Here is a 24,758-nt window from a genome sequence, read left to right as displayed (position 1 = left end):
CGCGCAACCCGATTCGAGAGGACTGGAGCATGGCTGAGAAGAAGAAAGCCGACAAGAAACAGGCCGACAAGGGGGCGGAGAAGGCGCCGGGCGGCCGGATGAAGCTGATCATCATCCTGGTGATCCTGTTGCTGCTGCTCGCGGGTGGCGGAGGCGCCGCCTATTATTTCCTCTGGTACGGCAAATCCGCCGACGAGCCGGACGCTTCCGCCGAGACGTCGAGCGAGGCCGCGCCCGCGGGACAGACCGAGGAGGGCACGGCCGCGATACCCGTGGCCGGGCCGCTCATCTACCACAAGCTCGAGAGTTTCACCGTCAACCTCTCGCCCGGCGGACCGGTCCGCTTCCTGCGTGTCAGTCTGACCATCGCCACGCCGAACCCGGCGGTGATCGCCGCCGTGGACAAGCACATGCCGATGCTGCGCAACGACATCCTGACGCTGCTGGCCGTCCAGGAGTTCGCCACGCTCAACACGCCCGAGGGCAAGGACACCTTGCGCGAGTCCCTGCGCCAGACCCTGGTGCGGCTGCTGGCGCGCTCCGGAGAGCCGTCCGACATCCGCGACGTGCTCTTCAACGAGCTCATCATGCAATAGGCCGCGCGATGGCACAGCAATCCGACATCCTCAGCCAAGACGAGATCGACGCCCTGCTGCATGGCGTCGATAGCGGCGACGTCGATACCGATTCCAATCCCTTTCCCCCGGACGGTCAGGTGCGCCCCTACGATTTCGCGACCCAGGATCGCATCGTCCGCGGCCGGATGCCGACGCTCGACATGATCAACGAGCGTTTCGCGCGCTATCTGCGCGTGCACCTGTTCAATCTGCTGCGCCGTTCCTCCGAGATCTCGGTCATCGGTGCGCGCGTGACCAAGTTCTCGGAGTATCTGCATTCGCTCTATGTGCCGACCAGTCTGAACCTGGTGCGCGTCTATCCGCTGCACGGCACGGCGCTGTTCGTCTTCGATCCCAAGCTCGTCTTCGGTCTGGTCGACAACTTCTTCGGCGGCGACGGGCGCTATTATTCGCGCATCGAGGGCCGCGACTTCACGCCCATGGAGATGCGCGTCATCAAGAACCTGCTCGATACCTCCTTCAGCGACATGCAGAAGGCCTGGGAGCCGGTGATGCGCCTGGATTTCGAATTCATCAATGCCGAAGTCAATCCGCAATTCGCCAACATCGTCAGCCCGACCGAGATCGTGGTCATCAACGACTTTCACATCGAACTGGAAGGCGGCGGCGGCAACATGCACGTCACCTTCCCCTATTCGATGATCGAGCCGATCCGCGAGGTGCTGGACACGGGGCTGCAATCCGATCGCAGCGGCGTCGATCAGCGCTGGCAGCGGGCGCTGGAAGAGGAGATCCCGCTGGCGAAGGTCGAGATCAGCTCGGTGCTGACCGAGGCGACGCTGACCGTCGAGCAACTGCTCGAAGTCAAGCCCGGCGACATCATTCCGGTCGACCTGCCCGAGACCGTCATCCTCAACGTCGAGGACATCCCGCTCTTTCGTGGTAAGTTCGGGGTCTCCAACGGCATCAACGCCATCAAGATCCTGGAGCAGATCAAGCATTGAGTCATCCGGTAGCGGGCGCTCCGATAGCGGATAGGCGCCGACGCTCTTGGACAGATGGAGGTTTTACGCAAGATGAGCAACGACAACGTTACGAATCCGGGCGAGATCGACCCGGACGAGGCGATCGCCGACGCCTGGGCCGCCGCACTCGAGGAGCAGAAGGAGAGCGAACAGCGCGAACCGGGCGGAGAGACGCATTCCGGCATGGAGGGCATCCGCCGCATGAGTCCGGAGGATTTCAGCGGTACCCGTCCGGAACCGGCCTCCGATATCAATCTCAACATGGTGCTGGACGTACCCGTGACCATCGCCATGGAGATCGGACGCACCCGGATTCCGATCCGCAATCTGCTGCAGCTCAACCAGGGGTCGGTGGTCGAGCTCGATCGTCTGGCCGGCGAGCCGCTCGACGTGCTGGTCAACGGCACCCTGATCGCGCATGGCGAGGTGGTGGTGGTCAACGAGAAATTCGGCATTCGGCTGACCGATGTCATCAGCCCGAGCGAGCGGGTGCGTAAGCTGAGGTGAGGATGCATCGGCGCGTCCGTCCGGGAGTGTCGATCGCCTGGTGGGCACTGCTCGCGCCCGGTCTCGTCTGGGCCGAGTCGCCGGCACCGGTCATCGCGCCGGCGACCGGCTATCTGAGCCAACTGGTCGGCGGACTGGTGCTGGTGCTCCTGGCCATCGTCGTCCTGGCCTGGTTCCTGCGCCGGGTTCCGGGCGTGGCGACTCCCGGACTGGGCGCCATCCGCATCCTGGCCGTGCGCGCGATCGGCGCGCGCGAGCGTCTGATGCTGGTCCAGGTCGGCGCCGAGCAGATCCTGATCGCCGTGACGGCGGCGGGCGTGACGCATCTGCACACGCTCGCCCAGCCCATCGAGCCGCCGGAGGACGAACCCTGGAGCGGGGACTTCGCCGGCCTGCTCGAACGCTTCAAGCGCGGCGGAAAGCCCGGATGAAACGGCTCGCACTCTGGGGACTGGTGCTGGCCGGACTGCTCGTGCCGGGCCTCGTCCTGGCCCAGATCGGCGGTCTGAACGCCGTGACCGTCACGACCGCGCCCGACGGCGGTCAGGTCTACTCGGTCACGCTCCAGATCCTGATCATCATGACGCTGATGACGCTGCTGCCGTCGGCGCTGATCATGATGACCTCCTTCACGCGCATCATCATCGTGCTCGGCATCCTGCGTCAGGGGCTGGGGACGACCCAGACGCCCTCCAACCAGGTGCTGCTCGGTCTGGCCCTGTTCCTGACCCTGTTCGTCATGTCGCCGATCTTCCAGGAGATCTACGACACCGCCATCCAGCCCTATATGGAAGAACAGCTCGGCACCGAGGAGGCGCTCGCCAAGGCCGTCAAGCCGCTGCGAACCTTCATGCTGGCCCAGACGCGCGAGTCGGATCTGGCGCTCTTCGCCGGCATCCGGGGGATCGACGGCTTCGAGTCGCCGGACGACATTCCGCTGACGCTGCTGATCCCGTCTTTCGTCGTCAGCGAGCTGAAGACGGCCTTCCAGATCGGGTTCCTGATCCTGATCCCTTTTCTCATCATCGATCTGGTGGTCGCGAGTGTCCTGATGTCCATGGGTATGATGATGCTCTCGCCGCTGATCATCTCGCTGCCGTTCAAGCTGATGCTGTTCGTGCTGGTCGACGGCTGGTCGCTGCTGCTCGGAACCCTGGCGCGCAGCTTCTATACTTGACAGTCACCGACGGCTGGGCTATTCGGCCCCGATCCTGCATGGTCGTCAGTAACCGTTCGATGACGAGTGACCCGAGAAAAAAGAAGACGCACATCGAACGCACACCCAACACGAGGAATACCCGAGATGACACCCGAAATGGTCCTGGACGTCGGCAAGGAGGCCGGCGAGGTCATCATCCTGATGTCCGCCCCGCCCCTGCTGGCAGGTCTCATCATCGGTCTGATCATCAGCCTGTTCCAGGCCGCGACCCAGATCCAGGAGATGACGCTGACCTTCATCCCCAAGCTGGTCGGGGTCGGGGCGGCGCTGATCATCGCCGGACCCTGGATGCTCACGCTCGTCACCGACTATGTCACCCGGCTCTACGAGAGCATCCCCGGCATGATCGGTTGAGTCACGCGGTTCCGCTCGCCCGCCATCGCCATGTCGACCCTCACGCTCGAGGCCACGGATATCCTGCGCTGGACCGTCTCGCTGGCCTGGCCCTTCGTGCGCATCAGCGCCATGCTGCTGGTGATGCCCGTCTTCGGCGCGCGCCAGATCAATACGCGCGTGCGTCTGGGGCTGGCGCTGCTGCTGGCCTGGATGATCGCGCCGCAACTGCCCGCACCGCCGGCGATCGATCCGCTCAGTGTCGGCGGCTTGGTGGTGGCGGTCGAACAGGTGCTGATCGGCATCAGCATGGGCTTCGTGCTGACCCTGGTGTTCTCGGCGATCAATCAGGCCGGCGAGGCGATCGCGCTCTCGATGGGACTGGGCTTCGCCTCGGCGGTCGATCCGGTCGGCGGGGTGCAGGTGCCGATGATCTCGCAGTATCTCTCGATCATCGCCACCCTGATCTTCCTGGCGATGAACGGGCATCTGGTGCTGTTCGAACTGCTGCTCAGGAGCTTCGAGACCTTTCCGATCGGACTCGACGGTCCGGACAACGAGGATCTCTGGTTCATCGCGAGCTTCGGCAGTCAGATGTTCGCCGGAGCCGTGCTCATCGCGCTGCCGGCGGTCGCCTCGCTGCTGCTGATCAATCTGGCCATGGGCGTGGTGACGCGCGCCGCGCCCCAGCTCAACATCTTCGCCGTCGGTTTTCCGATCACCATTCTCGCCGGTTTTCTGATCATCCTGCTGACGCTGCCGAGTCTGACGGCACGTATCGGCGACTTCCTGTTCACGGCCCTGCCGCTGATCGAGCGGGTGGCGAGGATCTGAGCCATGGCCGAGAACGAAAACGGCCAGGAACGCTCCGAGGCCCCCACCGCCAAACGTCTGCGCGAATCGCGCGAGAAAGGGCAGGTCGCGCGCTCACGCGAGCTCAACACCTTCATCATCCTGCTCATGGGCGGGTCCTTTTTGCTCTTCTTCGGCGGCGGTCTGGCGGCACGGATCAGTCAGCTGATGATCGAGGGCTGGACGCCGGAGCGTGCGCTCATCTTCGACGAGGGCCTGCTGGTGCCCCATCTCCAGCACCTGCTCGGACGCGCGCTCCTGATCCTGGCGCCCATGTTCGCCCTGCTCATGGTCATCGCCCTCATGGGACCGATCCTGGTCGGCGGCGCGAACTTCTCGACCCAGGCGCTCATGCCCAAGTTCTCCAAGCTCAACCCGATCACCGGACTCAAGCGCGTGTTCTCGGTGCAGGGACTGATGGAACTGGTCAAGGGACTGGGCAAGTTCGGTCTGGTCGGAACCGTGGCGACCCTGGCCATCATGAGCATCTGGGGCAATCTGCTCACACTCGGCGAGCTGCCGGTGGAGCAGGCGATCGTCCGGACCGTGCATATGGAGGCCTGGCTCTTTCTCATCGCGGCGGCGGCACTGCTGGTGGTGGCCGCCATCGACGTGCCCTTCCAGGTCTGGAACCACCGGAAACAACTGCGCATGACGCTCCAGGAGATCAAGGACGAGTTCAAGGAGACCGAGGGCAAGCCCGAGGTCAAGAGCCGTATCCGCCGGTTACAGCACGAAATGTCGCAGCGGCGCATGATGTCCGAGGTGCCCAAGGCCGACGTGGTCATCACCAACCCGACGCACTACGCGGTGGCCATCGCCTATGTACCGGCGACCATGGCCGCGCCCCGGCTTCTGGCCAAGGGCCAGGACACCGTGGCCCAGGCGATTCGCGCGCTGGCCGATGAACACGGAATCATGATCATCGAGGCCCCGCGCGTGGCGCGCGCCATCTATTTCACGACCGACCTCGATCAGGAGATTCCGAGCGGTCTGTTCATCGCCGTGGCGCGCATCCTGGCTTATGTCTATCAGATCCGGCGCGAGGATCCGGACGTCGAGCTGGCCGATGACCTGCCGGTGCCGGAGGAGTATCTCGATCCTCTCAGAGCACCGCGTCGCCGCAAGGGCCGCCGATGACGACGCTCGCCGAACGTCTGAGTACTGTCGGGCGCATGGGGCTGGGCACGCCCCTGCTGCTGATCGCGCTGCTCGGCATGCTGGTGCTGCCGCTGCCGCCCTTCCTGCTCGACCTGCTGTTCACCTTCAACATCGCGCTGTCGCTGATCGTGGTCATGGTCGCGGTCTATATCGCGCGTCCGGTCGATTTCGCCTCCTTCCCGACCGTGATCCTGCTGGCGACCCTGCTGCGTCTGGCGCTCAACGTCGCCTCGACGCGCGTGATCCTGCTCAACGGCGGCGAGGGCACCGAGGCGGCGGGCAAGGTGATCGAGGCCTTCGGCCAGTTCGTGCTCGGCGGCAACTTCGTCATCGGCGTGGTGGTGTTCACCATCCTGGTCATCATCAACTTCGTGGTCGTCACCAAGGGCGCCGGGCGCGTCTCCGAGGTCAGCGCCCGCTTCACCCTGGACGCCATGCCCGGCAAGCAGATGGCCATCGATGCCGATCTCAACGCCGGCCTGATCTCGCAGGAGGACGCACGCAAGCGCCGCGAGGACGTGGCCCAGGAGGCCGACTTCTACGGCTCCATGGATGGTGCGAGCAAGTTCGTGCGCGGGGACGCCATCGCCGGCATCCTGATCCTGTTCATCAATGTCATCGGCGGCATCGTCATCGGCGTCACCCAGGCCGGGATGTCCTTCGCCGACGCCTCCAACACCTTCATCCTGCTGAGCATCGGCGACGGTCTGGTCGCCCAGATCCCCTCGCTGCTGCTGTCCTCGGCCACGGCCATCATCGTCACCCGCACCACCAGCTCGCAGGACATGGGCGAGCAGGTGTTTGCGCAGATGTTCGCCAATCCGCGCGTGCTCTATATCTCGGGCGGTGTCATCGGCATCCTGGGCGTCGTTCCTGGGATGCCCCATCTGGTCTTTCTCGGCATCTCATCCAGCCTGATCGGCGCGGGCTATCTGATCGCCGCCAAGCCGCCGGCGCCCGTACCCGAGGTCATCGAACGCCTGCCGGACGGCCTGGAACTGCCCGCGCCCGAGGATCGCGATCTGTCCTGGGAAGACGTGCCGCCGGTCGATCTGGTGTCGCTGGAAGTGGGCTACCGGCTCATCCCGCTGGTCGACCGCACTCAGGACGGCCAGCTCATGACCCGCATCAAGGGCATCCGGCGCAAGCTCTCGCAGGAGTTCGGTTTTCTCATCCAGCCGGTACACATCCGCGACAACCTGGAGCTGGGACCGAACCAGTACCGGATCTCGCTGCTGGGCGTCACGGCCGCCGAGGCCGAGGTCTTCCCCGATCGCGATCTGGCGATCAATCCGGGCCAGGTGTTCGGCACCGTCGAGGGCACGCCGACCAAGGATCCGACCTTCAACCTGGACGCGCTCTGGATCGATCCGGCCAACCGCGACGTGGCCCAGGCCGCCGGCTATACGGTGGTGGATGCGGCCACCGTGATCGCCACCCATCTGTCGCAGATCTTCCGCGAGAATGCCCACCGCCTCATCGGACACGAGGAGGTGCAGCATCTGCTCGATCAGCTCGGACGCCGCTCGCCCAAGCTGGTCGAGAACCTGCTGTCGTCCAAGATCTCGCTGGGCGTGGTGCTCAAGGTACTCCAGAACCTGCTGGCCGAGCAGGTGTCCATCCGCGATCTGCGCACCATCGCCGAAACCTTGGCGGAACGCTCGCTCAAGAGTCAAGATCCCGCCACTTTGACCGCCGCCGTGCGCGTGGCGCTCGCCCGCTCGATCGTGCAGGATCTGGTCGGCCCCGACGACGAGTTACCCTTGATCGCACTCGATCCATCCTTGGAACAACTGTTGCATAAATCGCTACAAGGCAGTCAGGGCGAAACCGTCGGCATCGAACCCGGCCTGGCCGAACGGCTCCAGCGCTCGGTGATCGAGGCGGCTCGCAAGCAGGAGGCCGAGGGTGCGCCGGCTGTCTTGGTGGTGGCTCCGGAGATCCGGTCCTGGATTGCGGGTTGGCTGAGAGGCGCGGTGCGCAACCTGACCGTGCTGGCCTTCACCGAGATCCCGGACAATCGACGCATCCGGGTCGTGGCCACTGTAGGCAAGAGCGACAATGCTCAGGCACGGGCCTGATCGAGTAACGGGAGTGTGAGCGATGAATGTACGGCGCTATCAGGCAAAGAACATGCAGGACGCCATGCGCCAGGTACGTGAGCAGCAGGGACCGGACGCGGTAATCCTGTCGAGCCGTCGCGTCGATGGCGTTCTGGAAGTCGTGGCCGCGACTGAGGCACCGTCCGAGCAGGCCGCACCGGCACGTCCCAGTGCATCACGCTCGACACGCCCGGCGGCTGTCGATTCCGACCTGGCCGCGATGCGCCGCGAACTGCGCGATCTGCGTTCGCTGCTGGCGCAACAGCAGGTGCTGAGCGAGCGCGATCAATGGGCCGTGCGTCATCCGCTGGCCGCCGGCATCGCCGAGCGGCTCGTCGAGTGCGGATTCGACGACGGACTCGCACGCTCGCTCATCGGCGGTCTCCAGGAGGATCAGACGCATGATGAAGCCTGGAGCCGTCTGCGGACCCGTCTCGCCGCCTCGGTCGCGACCGTGCAACCCAGTGTGCTGGAGCGCGGCGGTGTGCTGGCGCTCGTCGGTCCCACCGGGGCGGGCAAGACCACCACCCTGAGCCGGCTCGCCCTGCATCGCATCCGGCGTCTGGGAGCGGACTCGGTGACGCTGGTTACGCTCGACCGTCAGCGCATCGGCGCGCACAAGCAGCTCCAGGCCTTTGGTCAGATGGCCGGAGTTCCCGTCATCCTGCTGGAGAACGAACGCGATCTGCTCAGTCTGGCCAATCGCAGTGCCCCGGATCATCTCATCCTCGTCGACACCGAGGGACGCTCCGCGCGCGATGCCGCCGAGCGCAAACTCTTCGCCCAGATCCGCCATCTGGTCGAGATCGAGACCTGGCTGGTGATCCCGGCGACCCATCAGGCCGGCGTGCTGCGTCAGGTGCTCAAGGCCTTCCAGAGCTGCGAACCCTCAGCCCTGGTGCTGACCAAGATCGACGAATCCGAACGCCTCGGCGAGATCCTCTCGGTGCTGCTGGAACAGCATCTGGGGCTGGTCTTCCAGAGCGACGGACAGCGCATCGAGGAAGACTTCCACAAGGCCGACACGGCGCATCTGACGCGCCTGGCGCTCGGTGAGTCGATTCCGCGGCTCCAGTCACGTGCGGAGAACTCCCCCCCCAGTGCCACGATCGAAAACCCCCGGTTCACGCCGCGCGATGCCGCCGTACTTGCCCGGTGCGAGCCATTGCCTAGACTATCGACACCCAGGACGCCGAACCCGAGCGCGCAGATGGCGCCTGCGCCCAGCGCCATGACGCGCGACAGCCTGGTGTTGGAGTCCGTGATCCCCTTCAGGAAATCCGTGCATGCAGCCTACTAGGAACCGGCCCTTTCAGAGTATCGCCATCGCCAGCGGCAAGGGCGGCGTCGGCAAGACCAATGTCGCGGTCAATCTGTCCGTGGCCCTGGCGCGGCTGGGTCGCAACGTCATGCTCTTCGACGCCGATCTGGGTCTGGCCAATGCCGACCTGATGCTCGGACTGCGTCCGACCAAGACCCTGCACGATCTGGTCGCCGGGCGCGTCGAGCGTCTGGAGGACGTCCTGCTGCCGGGGCCGGACGGGTTGCTGCTGGTGCCCTCGGCCTCGGGGATCGGCTCCATGGCCAACCTGACGCCGGCCGAGCATCTGGGCCTGATCCGTGCCTTCAGCAGTTACGACAAGCCGCTCGACATCCTGGTCGTCGACACGGCGGCCGGTATCCATGATTCGGTCACGAGCTTCTGCAAGGCCGTCCAGCAGGTGTTCGTGGTCGTCTGCGATGAGCCTGCCTCCTTGACAGATGCCTACGCACTGATCAAGGTTCTACATCAGGAGCACGGGGTGCGTCGTTTTCGGATAATCTGCAACATGCTACGCGACATCGAATCCGGTCAGCGTCTGATGCGCAAACTCTCGGCCGTCTGCGCCAGCTATCTGCCGGACGTGGTGCTGGAGACGGCGGCCATGATCCCGACGGATGAAAAGCTGCGTCTGGCGGTGCAGAAGCGCCAGCCGGTGGTCAGCCTCTATCCGGGCAGTCCGGCCGGGCGCGTCTTCAACGATCTGGCGCGCCGGATCGACGCCGCGCGCGGCGGCGCCACCGATATCGGCGGCATCGGCTTCTTCGTCGAGCGTCTGCTGCAAGGCGCCTAGATGGTCCGCGCCCGGTCTCGGATGGGCTATACGAGCGCCGGCGACGAGGCGGCGCGGCTGGTGTCCGAGCATGTCGACCTGGTGCGGCGCATCGCACATCATCTGGCGGCACGACTGCCGGCCTCGGTGCAGGTCGAGGATCTGATACAGTCCGGCATGGTCGGTCTGATCGAGGCCGCGCGCCAGTTCCAGCCGGGGCAGGGTGCGACCTTCGCCACCTATGCCGGCATCCGGGTGCGCGGGGCCATGATCGACGAACTGAGGCGCGCCGACTGGACGCCGCGCTCGGTGCATCGCAACAGCCGGCGCATCGCCGAGGCGATCCGCCAGGTCGAGGCGCGCGAGGGGCGCGCGGCCAATGATCGCGAGATCGCCGAGACACTGGGCGTCACACTCGACGACTATCATGGCATGTTGCAGGATAGCGCCGGTTGCCGGATCCTTGGGTTGGAGGATCTGTTCGGCGAGGATGCCGACAGCAACCGGTTGCTGCCGGGAACGAGCGCCACGCCGACCGAGCAGGTCGAGCGCGAGCAGTTCGCGGCCGCCCTGGCCGAGGCGCTGGCCGGCCTGCCGGAACGCGAGCGCCTGGTACTCGCGCTCTATTATGATGAGGAACTCAATCTGCGCGAGATCGGCGCCGTCCTCGACGTCACCGAGTCGCGCGTGAGCCAGATTCGCAGTCAGGCCCTGCATCGTCTGCGGGGCCGTTTGAGCGACTGGACCCAAGCGGGGCCGGACGCCTGATTCTCAAACCAACAGATTCCATGTGGAGCATTGCGTGGACAAAGGCATGAAAATCCTCATCGTGGACGACTTCTCCACCATGAGACGCATCATCAAGAACCTGCTGCGTGAGCTGGGTTTCAACAACACCATGGAAGCCGACGACGGCAGCACCGCGTTGCCGATGCTCAAGGGCGGCGGCTTCGACTTCCTGATCACCGACTGGAACATGCCCAACATGGAGGGTATCGCGTTGCTCAAGGCCGTGCGTGCCGATCCCATGCTCAAGTCGCTGCCCGTGCTCATGGTCACCGCCGAGGCCAAGCGCGACCAGATCGTCGAGGCCGCCCAGGCCGGCGTCAACGGCTATATCGTCAAACCCTTCACCGCCGAGACCCTGAAGGAAAAGATCGACAAGATCTTCGAGCGCCTCGACGCGCAGGGATGAGCAATGGACACCGATGAAGAACGCCTGAGTCTCCAGTTGGAGTTGGCGCGTCGTCTGGTCGGGCGGCTGGAGGCCGGGGATCGGGCGGGAGCCGACGAGAGCATCCGCCAATTGCGTCTGCCCTACGAGCGCGAACTCTTCGAGGAACTCGGCAAGCTCACGCGCGACCTGCACGAGGCGCTCAACAGCTTCCGCGGCGACTCGCGCCTGATCGATCTGACGCGCGACAAGATCCCGGACGCCAAGGAGCGTCTGAACTACGTCGTCTCCATGACGGAACAGGCGACGCATCGCACGCTCAACGCGCTCGACGAATCCATGCCCATCGCCGAGTCGCTCCATGAGCGATCGGCGACGCTGCACGAGCAATGGAGCCGTTTTCGCAATCGCGAGCTGTCGGTCGACGAGTTCCGCGAGCTGGCGCGTGAACTCGACGACTTCCTGACCCGGAGCGGACAGGAGACCGAGCGGCTCAAGTCGCTGATGTCCGAGATCCTGATGGCCCAGGACTACCAGGATCTCACCGGTCAGATCATCCGCCGCGTCATCCGGCTGGTGCAGGAGGTCGAGGAGAACCTGGTCGGACTCATCCGGCTGTCGAGCGCCCGCATGGATCTGCCCAGGGTGGGCAAGCCCGTCGTCGAGGAGCCCGACTCGACCGATACGCGCGGCCATGGTCCGATCGTGCCCAATACCCAGGACGCGGTCGCCGATGTCGTCAGCAGTCAGGACGACGTGGATGCGTTGCTCTCCAGCCTGGGCTTCTAGCCCACAGAAACCCAGGGTGATCATGCATGGCAATCGATCCGAACGACGAAATCCTCCAGGACTTTCTGGTCGAGGCCGGTGAGCTACTGGAAGCGCTCAACGAGCAGTTGATCGATCTGGAACAGAACCCCGACGATCGCAATCTGCTCAACGCGGTCTTCCGCAGCTTCCACACCATCAAGGGCGGCGCGGGCTTCCTCAATCTCAATGCCCTGGTCGTGGTCTGTCATCATGCCGAGGACGTCTTCAATCTGCTGCGCAATGGCGAGCGCCGCATCGATCCGGTCCTCATGGACGTGGTGCTGCGCGTGCTCGACGTGCTCAACGTCATGTTCGGCGATCTCAAGTCGGGGCGCGAACCCGAGCCGGCCCCGCCCGCGCTGATCACGGATCTGGCGGCGCTCGCCGTTCCGGATGCGGCTGGAGCGAGCGCACCCGAACCCGTGTCTGAGCCGGTACCCCAACCACAGCCCGTCGCCGTACCCGAGCCGCCCAGTGCTCCGGCGTCCGCGCCCGCGTCTGCCGGTGAGGCCGAGTCCGGTGCGGAGGCGGTCGACGAGATCACGGATGCCGAGTTCGAGGCGCTGCTCGATGCGCTCTCGGGTCAGCCAGCCGCGCCGGCGTCCGCCGTCTCAGAACCGACGCCGGCCCCGCCCTCGGAACCCGAATCGACCAAGGCGACGTCCGCGTCCGAGGAGTCGTCCGGCTCCGGCGACCTGATCACTGACGACGAATTCGATTCATTGCTCGACCAGCTGCATGGCTCGGGTGCGGCGAAGCCCGTCGAGCCGGTCGCCCAGGTCGAGGCGCCCAAAGCGAGTCCGCCGCCGCCCGCCGCCCCGAGCGTCCCGGCGGCGGCACGCGCCGCGCCGGCGAGTCCGGCGCCTGCCGCCGATCCGTTCGATACGGCCAAGGCCCAGCGCGCGGCCGCCGCGCCCGCCGGCGAGACCTCGGTGCGTGTCGACACCCAGCGGCTCGACGAGATCATGAATCTGGTCGGCGAGTTGGTGCTGGTGCGCAATCGCCTGAGCATGCTGCGCGTGCGTACCGGCGACGAGGAGATCGGCAAGGCGATCGCCTCGCTGGCGCTCGTCACCTCGGACTTGCAGGCGGCGGTCATGAAGACCCGGATGCAGCCGGTCAAGAAGGTCTTCAGCCGCTTCCCGCGCGTGGTGCGCGATCTGGCGCGCAATCTCGGCAAGGAGATCGAGCTGGAGACCTTCGGCGAAGAGACCGATCTCGACAAGAATCTGGTCGAGGCCCTCGCCGATCCGCTGGTGCATCTGATCCGCAACGCGGTCGACCACGGCATCGAGCTGCCCGAGGTGCGCGAGGCCGCCGGCAAGCCGCGCCGGGGCACCGTGGTGCTGGGCGCGGCCCAGGAGGGCGATCACATCTCGCTGCTCATCCAGGACGACGGTCGCGGCATGGATCCCGAGAAGCTGCGCGCCAAGGCCGTCGAAAAGGGGCTGCTCGACCCCGGTCAGGCCGAGCGGCTGTCGACGCGCGAGTGCTTCGATCTGATCTTCATGGCCGGTTTCTCGACCAAGGAGGAGATCTCGGACGTCTCCGGGCGCGGCGTCGGCATGGACGTGGTCAAGACCCGCATCGCCCAGCTCAACGGCACGGTCGAGATCGACTCCAAACTCGGTGTCGGCACCAAGCTCAACGTCAAGCTGCCCCTGACGCTGGCCATCCTGCCGGCGCTCATGGTCATCCTCGACGGACGGCGCTTCGCCATTCCGCTGGCCTCGGTCTCGGAGATCCTGGATCTGGATCTCACGCGCACCCATTTCGTCGACGACCAGGAGGCCATCATGGTGCGCAACCACGCCCTGCCGCTCTATTACGCCTCGCGCTGGCTGCATCCCTATCGCCTGACCGAGCCCAGGTCCGACGCGCACGTCGTGGTCGTCCATGTCGCCCAGCGCAAGGTCGGCCTGGTCGTCGACGATCTGGTCGGTCAGGAGGAGGTCGTGATCAAGCCGCTCGGCAAGGGGCTGCACGGTGTGCCGGGACTGGCCGGCGCGACCATCACGGGCGACGGCGGCATCGCGCTCATCATCGACATTCCGGCCCTGGTGCGGCTCATGAGCCGGCCGGGCTATGGCGGACGGGCCTCGCGTGCTCAACCGCGACCGGACGAGGCGGGGATCTGAAGCATGAGTCTACGTGTCGTCGTCGTCGACGATTCCGGCTTCTTCCGCCGGCGCATCGTCGAGATCCTCAACGCCGACGTCGGGATCGAGGTCGTCGGGACCGCCGCCAATGGCCAAGAGGCCATCGAGGTCGTCAAGCATCTCAACCCGGACGTCGTCACCATGGACATCGAGATGCCGGTCATGGACGGCATCACGGCGGTGCGCCGGATCATGGCCGAGTCGCCGCGTCCGATCCTGATGTTCTCGACCCTGACCACCGAGGGCGCCAAGGCGACGCTCGACGCACTCGACGCCGGGGCCATGGACTTCCTGCCCAAGCGCTTCAGCGAGATGGCCAAGGACGAGGACTCGGCCAAGATCCTGCTGCGCCGACGGGTGCGCGCCCTGGGGCGAACCCGTTTCACGCGCCCGACGGCGCCGGCACCGCTCGATCGTCCCGCGCCGACCGGGGCGACGCCTCCGACGGCGCCGGCGCGCGCGGCCGTGGCCCCGCGCCTCTCGCCGAGCGCCACACCGCTCAACAGCCTGCGCGCGGTCCTGATCGGCACCTCCACCGGCGGGCCGGTGGCACTGCAAGAGGTGCTCAAGGGGCTGCCCAAGAGCTTCCCGCTACCGATCATCCTGGTCCAGCACATGCCGGCGAGCTTCACGCCGGCCTTTGCCGAGCGTCTGAACAACCTGTGCCAGATCGACGTCAAGGAGGCAGCCTCGGGTGACGTGCTCAAGCCCGGCAGCGCGCTGCTCGCGCCCGGCGGGGTGCAGCTCATCCTGGAGGGCGGCGCCCAGCCCAGGGTGCGCATCGAGGAGAGTCCGCCCGGCACCATCTACAAGCCGAGCGTCGACATCACCTTCAGGTCGGCGGCCGCCGCCCTGCGCTCGCAGGTGCTGGCCGTGGTGCTGACCGGCATGGGCGCCGACGGGCGCGAGGGCGCGCGCGAGCTCAAGGCCAACGGTGCTCATGTCTGGGCGCAGGACGCGGCCAGTTGTGTGGTGTTCGGGATGCCGGCGGCCGTGATCGACGCGGGCCTGGCCGATCAGATCCTACCGCTCAAGGAGGTCGGGCCGGCCTTGGTCAAGGGTTTCTGCTGAATGGACGTCCTGAGCCTGGTCGGGCTCTTGTTCGGGCTGGTGGCCATCCTCGGCGGCGTCGTCGCCAAGGGCAGCTCGGTGGAGGCGCTGTGGAATCTGGCGGCCTTCCTGATCGTGGTGATCGGCACCCTGGGCGCGACCCTGGTGCAGACACGGGTTCCGGTCTTCCTGCACGCCTTCAGGATGTTCCCCTGGGTCTTCAAGCCGCCGCGCCTGGACCCGCGCGGCATGATCAAGCGCATCGTCGACTGGTCGCAGATTTCGCGCAAGGAAGGGCTGCTGGGGCTGGAGGATCGCTCGAACCGGGAGCCGGATCCCTTTGTGCGCAAGGGACTGCAATTGCTGGTCGACGGCGCCGAACCCCAGACGCTGCGCCAGATCCTGGAGTTCGATCTCGACAACAGCGAGTCCTTCGATCTCCAGGGGGCGCGCGTCTTCGAGAGCATGGGGATCTACTCGCCCACGCTCGGCATCATCGGCGCGGTCATGGGACTGATGGCCGTGATGCAGAACCTCGCCGAGCCGAGCAAGCTCGGGCAGGGCATCGCGGCGGCCTTCGTCGCCACCATCTATGGCGTGGGCCTGGCCAACCTCTTCTTCCTACCGGTGTCCAACAAGCTGAAATCCGTCGTCCAGGCGCGCATCACCCATCAGACCATGCTGCTCGAAGGGTTGGTCGCCATCGCCGAGGGCGAGAATCCGCGTAACATCGAGAACAAGCTCAACGGCTTCATTCAGGGGTGAGTCGAGACCATGGCGCGGCGCAAGCGGCACGAGGAGCACGTCAATCACGAGGCCTGGGCCATTCCCTATGGCGACCTGGTGACGCTGCTGATGGCCTTCTTCGTGGTCATGTATGCCGTCTCCGTGGTGGATGCCGGCAAGTACAGCGTGCTCTCCGAGTCCCTGATCGAGGCGTTCGGCGCACAGGCGGCCATGGATCCGATCCAGATCGGCGACCCGACCCTGGAGATGAATCCGATCAGCGAGGACGTGCGCCGCTCGCTCGCCCCGGTCGAGATCATCGCTCCGCGTCCGGCCGAGGAGGCGCCCGAGCCGGGCTTCGAACCCTTCTCGCCGACCGATGTCGCGCTCGCCGCCCTCATCGGTTCGGCCTCCGAGGAAGAGCGCGGGCGGATACTCGGCGAGATCCGGGAGATGTCGACCGAGCTGGAGGAAGCGATGGGCTCGCTGATCGAGGCCGGCAACATCGAGATCAAGCGTCAGCCCTACTGGATCGAGGTCGCCATCAACAGCAATCTGCTCTTTTCGAGCGGCTCGGCGACACTGGAACCGGCGGCGCGTCCGGCCCTGATCCGGGTCGCCCGGTTGCTCGGACGGCGCGACGTGCGTATCCATGTCGAGGGGCACACCGATAACCTGCCGATCAACAACACCATCTATCCGTCCAACTGGGAGCTGTCCTCCGGGCGCGCGGCGACCGTGGTCAACCTGTTCGCCCAGAACGGCGTCGATCCCGAACGCATGGTCGCCATCGGCTACGGCCAGTTCCAGCCCGTCGACAGCAACGCGACCGAGGCCGGGCGGGCGCGCAACCGGCGCGTCGCCGTGATCGTGCTGCCCGGTCTCCAGGCCGCGCGATCGAGCGAGCGCGCCGACCCCGAGCATCTGAAAACGGATCTGGAGGCCGGCATCGGACGCCTCCAGTGACGTCCGGTCGACTCCAGGCAAGCATTCAACGACGAACCGAGAACCGACACCATGACCGCATCCGATTCGCGGGCGAGCCAGCCGGGCGGCTCCTCGTCCTATGTGACCTTCAGCCTGGCCGACGAGACCTATGCCATCGACGTGCTCCAGGTCCAGGAGGTGCTCAAGCTCACCGAGATCGCGCCCGTCCCCGGCGTGCCCGACTACATCCTGGGCATCATCAACCTGCGCGGGGACGTCGTCACCGTGATCGACGCGCGGCGGCGTCTCTCGCTGCCGGTGCGCGAACCGGACGAGGCCTCGCGCATCGTCATCATCGACGTCGACAACCAGAACATCGGCATCCTGGTCGACTCGGTGGCCGAGGTGGTCCAGATCCCGGCGGCGTCGATCGATCCGGCGCCGGCCGTGGGCAACGATCAGACCAGCCGCTTCATCCTGGGCGTCACCAGTTCCAATGACGGTCTGACCATCCTGATCGACCTCAACAAACTGCTCTCGGACGAGGAATGGGCGAGCCTGCGCGAGCTGTGAGGACGGAGTGACCAAGCCCGTCGCGGTTCATGTTTCGGCCCCGCCGGCCGATGAATCCGGTGACGGCCCAACGGGATGTACTCCAGTTTCAAGGGAGCGAAGCCATGAGCGAACCTACCAGAGATGTGGGACCGGTCCGGTCCCAGACGCCCTCACGGGCGCTGGGCGATGATCGCGAGCGCCGACTGGAACAGCAGCGCACCTGGCTGTTGCGCCGCCGGACCGACCGGCGCGGACAGCGCGAGGAGCGTCGTGGTGGTGAGCGTCGGATCGACGAACGTCGGCTCGAAGAGCGGCGGACCCATGAGCGCCGCTCGGAGGATCGGCGTCTGGACGATCGTCCGGGCGGGGATCGGCGCGTGCGCGATCGCCGGCAGGCCGATCGGCGCCAGTACGACCGGCGGTCGGCCGATCGGCGGCTGGAGGATCGGCGTTCGAGGTCACGCAGTGCCGATGCACGGCCGCCGGGACAAACGGGCGGTTCCTCGCCCCGGATCCAGGGGCAACGCCGGGGCCGCATCGACGACTATGCCTGAAGGATCGTGATGGATGTTCAGGCTCTGATACAGGCCATTCGGCTCGATCCGCTCTGGGTCGCGGTGCCGGCGCTGCTCGTCGCCCTGGTGGCCCTGCTGTTGGTCGTGCGCACCGGAACACGGCAGCGCGCCCTGGAGGCGCGTTTGGCCGAGTTGCGGCACGATCAGCGTGGTCTGGATACCGCGATCCTGGCCCTGCATGGCGCCATCAAGGCCGTGGCCGAGGACGTCATCGATCAGGGGCAGCACCAGTCGAGCGTCCGGCGTGCGCTCGACCGGCTCGCCGATCAGCAGAGCGAGTTGCGCCTGCGCGCCGTCGACGAGGGACTCTATGTCCAGGCCATCGAGCTGATCCGGCTCGGTCGCGGACGCGGTGAGGTCCGCAAGCTCTGCGGCCTGACGCAGGCCGAGGTCGATCTGCTCTTCAGTCTGCACGGCGCGAGCGTGGCGCGCGAGCATTCATCCGTCTCGCGCTGAATCCAGTCGTGGGCATGGTGTATCATCGATGACCCGATGATTCTCCATTGACCCATTCCAACGAGCGACGATCCCGAGTGATGAGCCGCCCCAATCAGGAACGATTCGATCCCACAGCCCATCCTCTCGTCTCGATCCTGATCCGCACCATGGGGCGAGCGACCCTGGCCGAGACGCTCGATTCGGTCGCGGCCCAGACCTATCCCCACATCGAGGTCGTGCTGATCGACGTCCGGGGAACCCGTGAACTCGACACGCCGCACTGTGGCGACCGTCCGGTTCGTCCGGTCTCCGGCGGGCGACGTCTGGGGCGCGGCGCGGCGGCCAACCTGGGCCTGGACTCGGCCCAGGGTGAGTTCCTGCTCTTCCTCGACGACGACGACTGGCTGCTGCCGGAACACGTCGCCGGTCTGGTCGAGGCGATCCAGTCGCGCGAGGGCGCCCAAGCGGCCTATGCCGGGATCGAGTGCCGGCGTCCGACGCCCGAGGGCGGCTGGGAGGTCGTGCACGTCTTCAACCAGCCCCATGATCCGCAGCGGCTCCTGTTCGAGAACTATCTGCCGATCCATGCCGTGCTCTTCGCGCGCTCACTGGTCGGTGAGTCGTTGCGCTTCGACGAGTCGCTGGAGGTCTACGAAGACTGGGACTTCTGGGTCCGGCTGAGCGCGCTCACGCCGCTGATCCACGTCGAGCGCGTGACGGGCGTCTATCGCATCCAGGGCGCGAGCGGTTTCGGTCTGCATCAGGACGACGAACGGCTGACGCGCGGGCTGGCGACCTTCTTCGACAAGTGGCGCACGCGCTGGACGACCGAGCAGGTGCTGGGACTGGTCGATTATGCCAAACATCAGCCCATGTATCTGGAGCTGCGCGAGCGGTGCGCGGCCGAGAATCGCACCCTGCTCGAACAGACCCATGAACTGCGGCAGGAGCGCGAGGACTGGAAGATCCGTCATGCCTTGCTGGCGGCCGAGAATCGGGTGCTGGAGGCCCGGATCCAGGGGCTGCACGAGCGTATCCTGGGCGCCGAGTCGCGTGCGCGCGCGCTCGAATCCGCCCAGCGCGCCGATCGCGAACTGCTCGACCTGCTCGGTATCCGGTCGCTGAGCGACGCCGTCCGGTGTCGTGACGATCTGGAGCGTCATCGCTCGTGGCTGGGGTCGGTCCTGTGGTTGACCGATCTGCTGAGCCGGCCCGTGCGTGCGCCCTATCGTGGGCTGCGGAAGGCGCTGGCTCCGCTCTCGGGTCCGGCCTCCCGACTCGGGTCGCACGCGGAGCATCTGGTCGAGATCCTGCGCTTCCATGGGGCCGTTCCTGTGGTGCGCGCGTTCGCGGCCAAACTGAGCCGCACGGGCGGGCCGAGGTCGGCGGGGTTGGGCGCGCTCTGGCAGGTCGCGCGTATCGCCGCGCTCGAGATCCGGCCCGAGCCGCATCCCCAGGTCGCCCTGCTGGTCGATCTCGAACGGATCTGTATCCATACCTTCCGGCTGCTGGAGGAGCTGATCCGGAGCCGCTATACGCCGCCGTTCGAGCCGATCTTCCTGCATCCGCCCGGACACCCGATCGCCGAACTGCTCGATCGCCGGGCGCCCGAGGCGCGTCGTCTGGCGCTCGAACCGGGCGCATCCGTCGCGGATCGGCTCGCGTCCGTGCTCGAAGTCTCCGCGGCCGACTGGATCCTGAGTCTCGATTGCCTGGAGGCCCGGCCGCACGACTGGCTGTGGCGTCTTCTGCACGGGGCGTCTGAGGAGGATCAGGAGACGTCCATGATCGGTGCGATCAGCCCCAAGCTGGTCGGTGTCGACGGTCGGCTGATCGAGGCCGGACGGCGCCGCGCCCTGGACGGTACGCTCTGGCCGATCGGCGCCGGCGGCGATCCCCAGGCACCGGAGTACAACTATCCGCGCACGCTCGATTCGGCCTCAGAGGTCGGGTTGCTGCTGAGCCGCAGTGCTCTGGAGTCTGTGTTGAGCATGGATGCCCGCCCCGCCGACATGCCTGAACTCCTCGAATGCTTGCGCGCCCAGGGGCGGACCATCCTCTATCAGCCCGAGGTGACGCTGGTGCGTCCCGATCAGGGGGCGGACACGACCGGCGCCGCGAACCGCGATCAGGGCCGCGTCCTGGTGATCGACGCCGTGATGCTGACCCCGGACCAGGACTCGGGCTCGCTGCGCATGTTCAATCTGCTGGAGACCTTCCTGGCACTGGGCTGGCACACGGCCTTCGCGCCCTCCAACCTCGAATACGTCGAGCCCTATGGTCCTCGACTCCAGCGACGGGGTATCGAGGTGCTCACAGCGCCCGGCATCGAGTCCATCCATGCCCATCTGCAGTCGCGCGGCGATGAATACGACCTGGTGATCCTGAGCCGGGCCAATGTCGCCGCCCAGTTCCTCGACGCTGTCCGGCAGTATGCGCCCCAGGCCGAGGTCTGGTTCGACACCGTGGATCTGCACTTCCTGCGCGAGCAGCGCGAGGCCGAACTCAAGAACGATCCGGCCGCACTCAAGCGCGCCGCCCAGCGCCGCCGCCAGGAACTCGACCTGATCGCGCGCACCGACCTGACCCTGGTGGTCAGCTCCGTCGAGCGCGAGCTGCTGGCGCGCGAGGCCCCTGAGGCGCGGCTGGAGATCCTGAGCAACATCCACGACCTCCATCCGACGCCGGCCGCTTTCGATGAACGCGATGCCATCCTCTTCATCGGCGGTTTCAACCATGATCCCAACGTCGATGCCGTGCGCTACTACGTCGAGGAGATCCTGCCCCTGGTCGAGGCCGAACTCGGCCCGGTGCCGACCTTCGTCATCGGTAGCCGCCCGCCGCAGACGATCCGCGCACTCGAGGACGCCGGGCGTGGACTGCACGTCACCGGCTATGTCGAGGACGTGACGCCCTATTTCGAGCGTGCCCGGCTGTCGATCGCGCCCCTGCGCTACGGGGCCGGGGTCAAGGGCAAGATCAACATGAGCATGGCCTATGGCGTGCCGGTCGTGGCCACGCCCTGCGCGGCCGAGGGCATGTCCCTGACCGACGGGACCGACATCCTGATCGGCGAGGACGCCGCCGCCTTCGCCGCCGCCGTGGTCAGGCTCTATCGCGAGCCGTCGCTGTGGCAGCGGCTGGCGCACGCGGGACTCGACAACATCGAACGGCATTTCTCGCGCCGTGTCGCGCGCACCACCCTGGAACGGCTACTCGCGGAGCGTGCGGCATGAAGATCCTGCTCATCACCCACGGCGAGCCGCTCGACCCCGAGCGCATCGCTTCCGGCAACAGTGTGCGTGCCCACGGGCTGGCGCTCGGACTCATCGCCGCCGGTCATGCCGTCGTGCAGGTCTATCCCGAGGCCCTGGGCGAGCCGACGCCGCTGATCGTCGAACGCGGTCTGCGTGCGCGTCGCTATGCCGATCGCGAGACGCTGGCCGCTCTGATCGCGGAGGAGGCACCGGACGCGCTGATCCTGGGCTATTGGGAGCTGATCGAGCGCCTGCCCGAGTCGCTCGATATTCCCATCGTCCTCGACGTGGTGGCGCCCCGGATCCTGGAGGCCATGTATCAGGAGCATCTGGATCTGGCCGACGAGGTCCGGCGCACACTGGCCTGCTATCGGCGCGCCGACCGCTTCCTGGTCGGCAACCGGCGCCAGGCGAGCTTTCTGCTGCCCTGGCTGCTCCTGGCCGGATTCGACTGCCGCGCCGACGCCCCGATCGATGTGCTGCCCATCTCGGCGGGCTTCGAGCGCGTCGAACCCCTGACGTATTCGCCGGACACGCGCCTGCGTCTGGTCGCCGGCGGGGTCTCCTGGCCCTGGCGTCGCACCGAGGACTGGCTCGATCCCCTGGTGTGGGCGCTGGAGCGTCACGGTCAGGGACGCGCGGGGCTGGTGATGTTCGCCGGTCACTATGTCTATGCCGCCGATCAGCCGCCGCTGGAACTCAGTGAGCGTGAGCGCGCCTGGCCCGAGTCGATCGTCGAGCGTCATGGACTCCTGCCCTATGGGGCCATGCGCGCCTATTTGCGCCGTGAGTGTCACATCGGGCTGGAACTGGCCGATGAGAATCCGGAACGCCGGCACAGCCAGTCGTTCCGCGCCATGGAGTTCCTGAGTCTGGGACTGCCGCTGATCTGCAACGGCTATACCGAGCTGGCCGAACTGGTGCGCGACTATGACGCCGGCTGGATCGTCGACCGGGTCGAGGACGTCGACGGGCTGATCGCCGCGATCCTGGAGCATCCCGAGTCGGTCGGACGCAAGTCGGCCAATGCGCTGCGACTGGTCGAGGAACGCTTCCACTATGGCCGAACCCTTCGACCCGTCCTGGATTTCCTGGCCGCGCCGGTCCGCGCCCGTCCTGGGGCACCGCTGATCGATCCGGAACCGCCCGCGCCTCCCGTTCCGCCGAGCGTCGAGGAACCTGCCGCCGCGCCTCACGAGCCGTCCGTCCGGACCCCAGAGGCCAGGGTTCCGCCCCGAGGTTCCGCGCGGCTCAAGACCCTGGCACGCGCCGCACTCGGTCGGGCGCGGCCCCGGCTCAAACCACCGGTGACGACCCTGACGCGCGGTCTCGGGCGTCTCGGTCGGCGCCGTGCCGTGATCCTGGTCTCGCGCTCCGACATCCGTCCGACCAACCATGGTGCGGCGGTCAAAATCGAGCGCACCGCCTGGGGCCTGTCGTTTGCGGTCGAGGCCGTCTATCTGATCAGCGAGGATCGCGTCCGCTATCACGAGGTGCGCCAGGGCCGGTTCGTCGAGCGCACCTTTCCGCGTTGGCTGAGTGCGCTCGGGCCGGACCCGGAGCGGGTGCGCGCCTTCCTGCTCGACTCGGGCATCCCGGCCGACGACGCCTTCCTCTATCACCCGGCGGCCGACTGGAGTTTCATCGCGCGCACCCTCTATCTGGCCCTGCGTAGCGGTGCGCGCGTCTATCAGGCCGAGTTCCCCGCCTATGGGCGCGCGACCTGCTGGGCGCGCGATCTGCTTGGCGGACGCGCGCTCCTGGTCGAGCACAATGTCGAGTATCAGCGTCTGGCCGATCAGGTGCCGGATCTGTCCCGGCACGGCTATGAGATGCTGCGCAAGATCGAACTGGGCTGGTGCAACCGCTCGGATGCCGTCGTCGTCGTCTCCGAGGCCGACCGCCAACGTCTGCTGGCCGCCGGCGTGGCGCCCGAGCGACTGCATCACATCCCGCACGGGGTCGATCTCGACGGCTTCGAGCGCGCCGCGCCTCTGAATATCCACGCGCTCCACGGCATCCCGGCGGATCATGCCGTCCTGGTCTATCACGGCATCTATCTCTATCCGCCGAACCTGGAGGCGATGGAGGTCATGGCACGCGAGATCCTGCCGCGACTCGAACGTTTGGGCGTGGCGGTGACGGTGCTGGCGATCGGTGCGCATCCGCCGGCGCGCGAACTCCATCCGCATCTGCGCTTCACAGGCTCGGTCGAGTCGGTCGCGCCCTATCTGAAGGGGGCGGATCTGGCTGTGGTGCCCCTGCAGAAGGGCGGCGGCACGCGCATGAAGATCCTGGATTATTTCGCCGCCGGGCTGGCGGTGGTGAGCACCGCCAAGGGTGCCGAGGGCATCCCGATCACCTCGGGCGTCGAGGCTTTGATCGTCGACGACCACGACGCCTTCGCCCAGGCCGTAGCCGATCTGCTGGCCGATCCCGAACGCCGTGCGCGGTTGGGCGCGGCTGCACGCGCCTTCGTCGCACCGCTGGACTGGCGTGCCATCGCGGCGCGTTATCTGGAACTGGTCGATTCGGTCTGATCCGGCCTCACCTCAGAACGCAGTGTCCCGGCATCGATCAGGACGATGCCGTCGGCGGCCTGATCGACGATGGCGCGATGGAGATCCGGATTGGCGTACAGCAGTCCGGTGTCGGCCGCACTGATCCAGACCGCGTCCGCGATGGCATCGGCGAGCGTCCGGAAGTCGCGCTTGCGCTGGAGCATCTCGGTCTCGTCCATGACGTAACCGCGCAGCAGACGCGGTTCACCCAGATCGTCGCGATCCACGACCGTGAAGTCGTACAGCCGGCGCACCTGGCCATCCGGGCGGACGATCCGGTAGCGTTGCTCCCAGGCGTCGCGTCCCTCGTTGAGATAGCGCACCACCTCGCCGGCGACCCGATCGACGTCGTCGCTGTGGATCAGCGCCATGTAGTGGAAGTCCTCGTCCATCATCGACTCGGCCGGATAGCCGAAGATACGCACGACGTTCGGTGAGACATGGCACACCGGCCGGCGCGACTCGGGACGCCAGACGAGCACCGCGACCGGGCCGCCGACGAACAGATCGCGCTCCCAGGCGAGCGTCTCGGCGTCGAGCCGCCGTGCCCGACGTCTGGGGCGGGCAGGGGGCGGCCGTTCGCCCGAGGCGGGCGCTTCATCCAATGAGCCGTATTCGATCGTCGCCGGATGGTCGCTCGTGGCCATTGGATGCGG

At 66.6% G+C, this 24,758-nt stretch carries 24 protein-coding genes; 23 read left to right on the top strand and 1 reads right to left on the bottom strand.

The window, feature by feature from the left end:
- Nucleotides 1-29 precede the first annotated feature (29 nt).
- From Atep_RS14935 to Atep_RS14825, 23 genes are all read left to right on the top strand, one after another.
- Nucleotides 30-596 carry a flagellar basal body-associated FliL family protein gene (locus Atep_RS14935; protein ID WP_213379230.1) on the top strand — a complete coding sequence of 189 codons (567 nt, stop codon included), beginning with the start codon at nt 30-32 and terminating at the stop codon, nt 594-596.
- 8 nt (nt 597-604) lie between these two features.
- Nucleotides 605-1,582 (top strand): flagellar motor switch protein FliM, encoded by a 978-nt coding sequence (gene fliM, locus Atep_RS14930; protein WP_213379229.1) that lies wholly within the window; start codon nt 605-607, stop codon nt 1,580-1,582.
- A gap of 72 nt (nt 1,583-1,654) precedes the next feature.
- Nucleotides 1,655-2,110 (top strand): flagellar motor switch protein FliN, encoded by a 456-nt coding sequence (fliN, locus tag Atep_RS14925; RefSeq protein ID WP_213379228.1) that lies wholly within the window; start codon nt 1,655-1,657, stop codon nt 2,108-2,110.
- Nucleotides 2,111-2,112: 2 nt separating this feature from the next.
- Entirely contained in the window at nt 2,113-2,541 is a 429-nt protein-coding gene (gene fliO / locus Atep_RS14920) for a flagellar biosynthetic protein FliO (RefSeq protein WP_213379227.1), read from the top strand.
- Nucleotides 2,538-3,287: a flagellar type III secretion system pore protein FliP gene (gene fliP / locus Atep_RS14915; protein ID WP_213379226.1), complete on the top strand. Its 750-nt coding sequence runs from the start codon at nt 2,538-2,540 to the stop codon at nt 3,285-3,287. Before fliO ends, fliP begins: the two co-directional genes overlap by 4 nt.
- Before the next feature lie 126 nt (nt 3,288-3,413).
- Nucleotides 3,414-3,683 carry a flagellar biosynthesis protein FliQ gene (fliQ, locus tag Atep_RS14910; RefSeq protein WP_213379225.1) on the top strand — a complete coding sequence of 90 codons (270 nt, stop codon included), beginning with the start codon at nt 3,414-3,416 and terminating at the stop codon, nt 3,681-3,683.
- A 30-nt stretch (nt 3,684-3,713) separates the two neighbouring features.
- Entirely contained in the window at nt 3,714-4,496 is a 783-nt protein-coding gene (gene fliR, locus Atep_RS14905) for a flagellar biosynthetic protein FliR (protein ID WP_213379224.1), read from the top strand.
- A gap of 3 nt (nt 4,497-4,499) precedes the next feature.
- Entirely contained in the window at nt 4,500-5,654 is a 1,155-nt protein-coding gene (gene flhB / locus Atep_RS14900; RefSeq protein WP_213379223.1) for a flagellar biosynthesis protein FlhB, read from the top strand.
- Nucleotides 5,651-7,756, top strand: coding sequence for a flagellar biosynthesis protein FlhA (gene flhA / locus Atep_RS14895; protein ID WP_213379222.1), 2,106 nt, complete (start codon nt 5,651-5,653; stop codon nt 7,754-7,756). The genes flhB and flhA overlap by 4 nt, the downstream gene beginning before the upstream one ends.
- Before the next feature lie 22 nt (nt 7,757-7,778).
- Entirely contained in the window at nt 7,779-9,077 is a 1,299-nt protein-coding gene (gene flhF, locus Atep_RS14890) for a flagellar biosynthesis GTPase FlhF (protein WP_213379221.1), read from the top strand.
- Nucleotides 9,064-9,891 (top strand): MinD/ParA family protein, encoded by an 828-nt coding sequence (locus tag Atep_RS14885; protein ID WP_213379220.1) that lies wholly within the window; start codon nt 9,064-9,066, stop codon nt 9,889-9,891. Before flhF ends, Atep_RS14885 begins: the two co-directional genes overlap by 14 nt.
- Nucleotides 9,892-10,638 (top strand): RNA polymerase sigma factor FliA, encoded by a 747-nt coding sequence (locus tag Atep_RS14880; protein WP_213379219.1) that lies wholly within the window; start codon nt 9,892-9,894, stop codon nt 10,636-10,638.
- A gap of 46 nt (nt 10,639-10,684) precedes the next feature.
- Nucleotides 10,685-11,065, top strand: coding sequence for a chemotaxis response regulator CheY (cheY, locus tag Atep_RS14875; protein ID WP_213379218.1), 381 nt, complete (start codon nt 10,685-10,687; stop codon nt 11,063-11,065).
- 3 nt (nt 11,066-11,068) lie between these two features.
- Entirely contained in the window at nt 11,069-11,833 is a 765-nt protein-coding gene (locus Atep_RS14870) for a protein phosphatase CheZ (RefSeq protein WP_213379217.1), read from the top strand.
- Between the two features lie 26 nt (nt 11,834-11,859).
- Nucleotides 11,860-13,992, top strand: a complete 2,133-nt coding sequence (locus tag Atep_RS14865) for a chemotaxis protein CheA (RefSeq protein WP_213379216.1) — start codon at nt 11,860-11,862, stop codon at nt 13,990-13,992.
- Nucleotides 13,993-13,995: 3 nt separating this feature from the next.
- Nucleotides 13,996-15,084 carry a protein-glutamate methylesterase/protein-glutamine glutaminase gene (locus tag Atep_RS14860; protein WP_213379215.1) on the top strand — a complete coding sequence of 363 codons (1,089 nt, stop codon included), beginning with the start codon at nt 13,996-13,998 and terminating at the stop codon, nt 15,082-15,084.
- On the top strand, nt 15,085-15,828 hold the full coding sequence (locus Atep_RS14855) for a flagellar motor protein (RefSeq protein ID WP_213379214.1): 744 nt from the start codon (nt 15,085-15,087) through the stop codon (nt 15,826-15,828).
- Nucleotides 15,829-15,837: 9 nt separating this feature from the next.
- Complete coding sequence (gene motD / locus Atep_RS14850; protein WP_213379213.1) at nt 15,838-16,755, top strand: flagellar motor protein MotD; 918 nt, start codon at nt 15,838-15,840, stop codon at nt 16,753-16,755.
- A gap of 51 nt (nt 16,756-16,806) precedes the next feature.
- Nucleotides 16,807-17,289, top strand: a complete 483-nt coding sequence (locus tag Atep_RS14845) for a chemotaxis protein CheW (protein WP_213379212.1) — start codon at nt 16,807-16,809, stop codon at nt 17,287-17,289.
- A gap of 104 nt (nt 17,290-17,393) precedes the next feature.
- Entirely contained in the window at nt 17,394-17,825 is a 432-nt protein-coding gene (locus Atep_RS14840) for a hypothetical protein (protein ID WP_213379211.1), read from the top strand.
- A gap of 9 nt (nt 17,826-17,834) precedes the next feature.
- Nucleotides 17,835-18,302 (top strand): DUF2802 domain-containing protein, encoded by a 468-nt coding sequence (locus tag Atep_RS14835; RefSeq protein WP_213379210.1) that lies wholly within the window; start codon nt 17,835-17,837, stop codon nt 18,300-18,302.
- Nucleotides 18,303-18,382: 80 nt separating this feature from the next.
- Complete coding sequence (locus tag Atep_RS14830) at nt 18,383-21,520, top strand: glycosyltransferase (RefSeq protein WP_213379209.1); 3,138 nt, start codon at nt 18,383-18,385, stop codon at nt 21,518-21,520.
- Nucleotides 21,517-24,081, top strand: a complete 2,565-nt coding sequence (locus Atep_RS14825; protein WP_213379208.1) for a glycosyltransferase — start codon at nt 21,517-21,519, stop codon at nt 24,079-24,081. Before Atep_RS14830 ends, Atep_RS14825 begins: the two co-directional genes overlap by 4 nt.
- Here Atep_RS14825 and Atep_RS14820 read toward each other — a convergent pair.
- Nucleotides 24,054-24,749, bottom strand: coding sequence for a PAS domain-containing protein (locus Atep_RS14820; protein ID WP_213379207.1), 696 nt, complete (start codon nt 24,747-24,749; stop codon nt 24,054-24,056). The two genes, Atep_RS14825 and Atep_RS14820, sit on opposite strands and share 28 nt — an antisense overlap.
- Nucleotides 24,750-24,758: the final 9 nt, after the last annotated feature.

It is taken from the genome of Allochromatium tepidum (assembly GCF_018409545.1).
In the GTDB taxonomy this organism is placed as follows: domain Bacteria; phylum Pseudomonadota; class Gammaproteobacteria; order Chromatiales; family Chromatiaceae; genus Thermochromatium; species Thermochromatium tepidum_A.
This window is presented reverse-complemented; position numbering and strand designations above follow the sequence as displayed.

What these genes read in the sequence shown, in the direction of transcription:
- Atep_RS14935 (WP_213379230.1), top strand. Translation starts at nt 30, where the DNA reads ATGGCTGAGAAGAAGAAAGCCGACAAGAAACAGGCCGACAAGGGGGCG.
- fliM (WP_213379229.1), top strand. Translation starts at nt 605, where the DNA reads ATGGCACAGCAATCCGACATCCTCAGCCAAGACGAGATCGACGCCCTG.
- fliN (WP_213379228.1), top strand. Translation starts at nt 1,655, where the DNA reads ATGAGCAACGACAACGTTACGAATCCGGGCGAGATCGACCCGGACGAG.
- fliO (WP_213379227.1), top strand. Translation starts at nt 2,113, where the DNA reads ATGCATCGGCGCGTCCGTCCGGGAGTGTCGATCGCCTGGTGGGCACTG.
- fliP (WP_213379226.1), top strand. Translation starts at nt 2,538, where the DNA reads ATGAAACGGCTCGCACTCTGGGGACTGGTGCTGGCCGGACTGCTCGTG.
- fliQ (WP_213379225.1), top strand. Translation starts at nt 3,414, where the DNA reads ATGACACCCGAAATGGTCCTGGACGTCGGCAAGGAGGCCGGCGAGGTC.
- fliR (WP_213379224.1), top strand. Translation starts at nt 3,714, where the DNA reads ATGTCGACCCTCACGCTCGAGGCCACGGATATCCTGCGCTGGACCGTC.
- flhB (WP_213379223.1), top strand. Translation starts at nt 4,500, where the DNA reads ATGGCCGAGAACGAAAACGGCCAGGAACGCTCCGAGGCCCCCACCGCC.
- flhA (WP_213379222.1), top strand. Translation starts at nt 5,651, where the DNA reads ATGACGACGCTCGCCGAACGTCTGAGTACTGTCGGGCGCATGGGGCTG.
- flhF (WP_213379221.1), top strand. Translation starts at nt 7,779, where the DNA reads ATGAATGTACGGCGCTATCAGGCAAAGAACATGCAGGACGCCATGCGC.
- Atep_RS14885 (WP_213379220.1), top strand. Translation starts at nt 9,064, where the DNA reads ATGCAGCCTACTAGGAACCGGCCCTTTCAGAGTATCGCCATCGCCAGC.
- Atep_RS14880 (WP_213379219.1), top strand. Translation starts at nt 9,892, where the DNA reads ATGGTCCGCGCCCGGTCTCGGATGGGCTATACGAGCGCCGGCGACGAG.
- cheY (WP_213379218.1), top strand. Translation starts at nt 10,685, where the DNA reads ATGAAAATCCTCATCGTGGACGACTTCTCCACCATGAGACGCATCATC.
- Atep_RS14870 (WP_213379217.1), top strand. Translation starts at nt 11,069, where the DNA reads ATGGACACCGATGAAGAACGCCTGAGTCTCCAGTTGGAGTTGGCGCGT.
- Atep_RS14865 (WP_213379216.1), top strand. Translation starts at nt 11,860, where the DNA reads ATGGCAATCGATCCGAACGACGAAATCCTCCAGGACTTTCTGGTCGAG.
- Atep_RS14860 (WP_213379215.1), top strand. Translation starts at nt 13,996, where the DNA reads ATGAGTCTACGTGTCGTCGTCGTCGACGATTCCGGCTTCTTCCGCCGG.
- Atep_RS14855 (WP_213379214.1), top strand. Translation starts at nt 15,085, where the DNA reads ATGGACGTCCTGAGCCTGGTCGGGCTCTTGTTCGGGCTGGTGGCCATC.
- motD (WP_213379213.1), top strand. Translation starts at nt 15,838, where the DNA reads ATGGCGCGGCGCAAGCGGCACGAGGAGCACGTCAATCACGAGGCCTGG.
- Atep_RS14845 (WP_213379212.1), top strand. Translation starts at nt 16,807, where the DNA reads ATGACCGCATCCGATTCGCGGGCGAGCCAGCCGGGCGGCTCCTCGTCC.
- Atep_RS14840 (WP_213379211.1), top strand. Translation starts at nt 17,394, where the DNA reads ATGAGCGAACCTACCAGAGATGTGGGACCGGTCCGGTCCCAGACGCCC.
- Atep_RS14835 (WP_213379210.1), top strand. Translation starts at nt 17,835, where the DNA reads ATGGATGTTCAGGCTCTGATACAGGCCATTCGGCTCGATCCGCTCTGG.
- Atep_RS14830 (WP_213379209.1), top strand. Translation starts at nt 18,383, where the DNA reads ATGAGCCGCCCCAATCAGGAACGATTCGATCCCACAGCCCATCCTCTC.
- Atep_RS14825 (WP_213379208.1), top strand. Translation starts at nt 21,517, where the DNA reads ATGAAGATCCTGCTCATCACCCACGGCGAGCCGCTCGACCCCGAGCGC.
- Atep_RS14820 (WP_213379207.1), bottom strand. Translation starts at nt 24,749, where the DNA reads ATGGCCACGAGCGACCATCCGGCGACGATCGAATACGGCTCATTGGAT.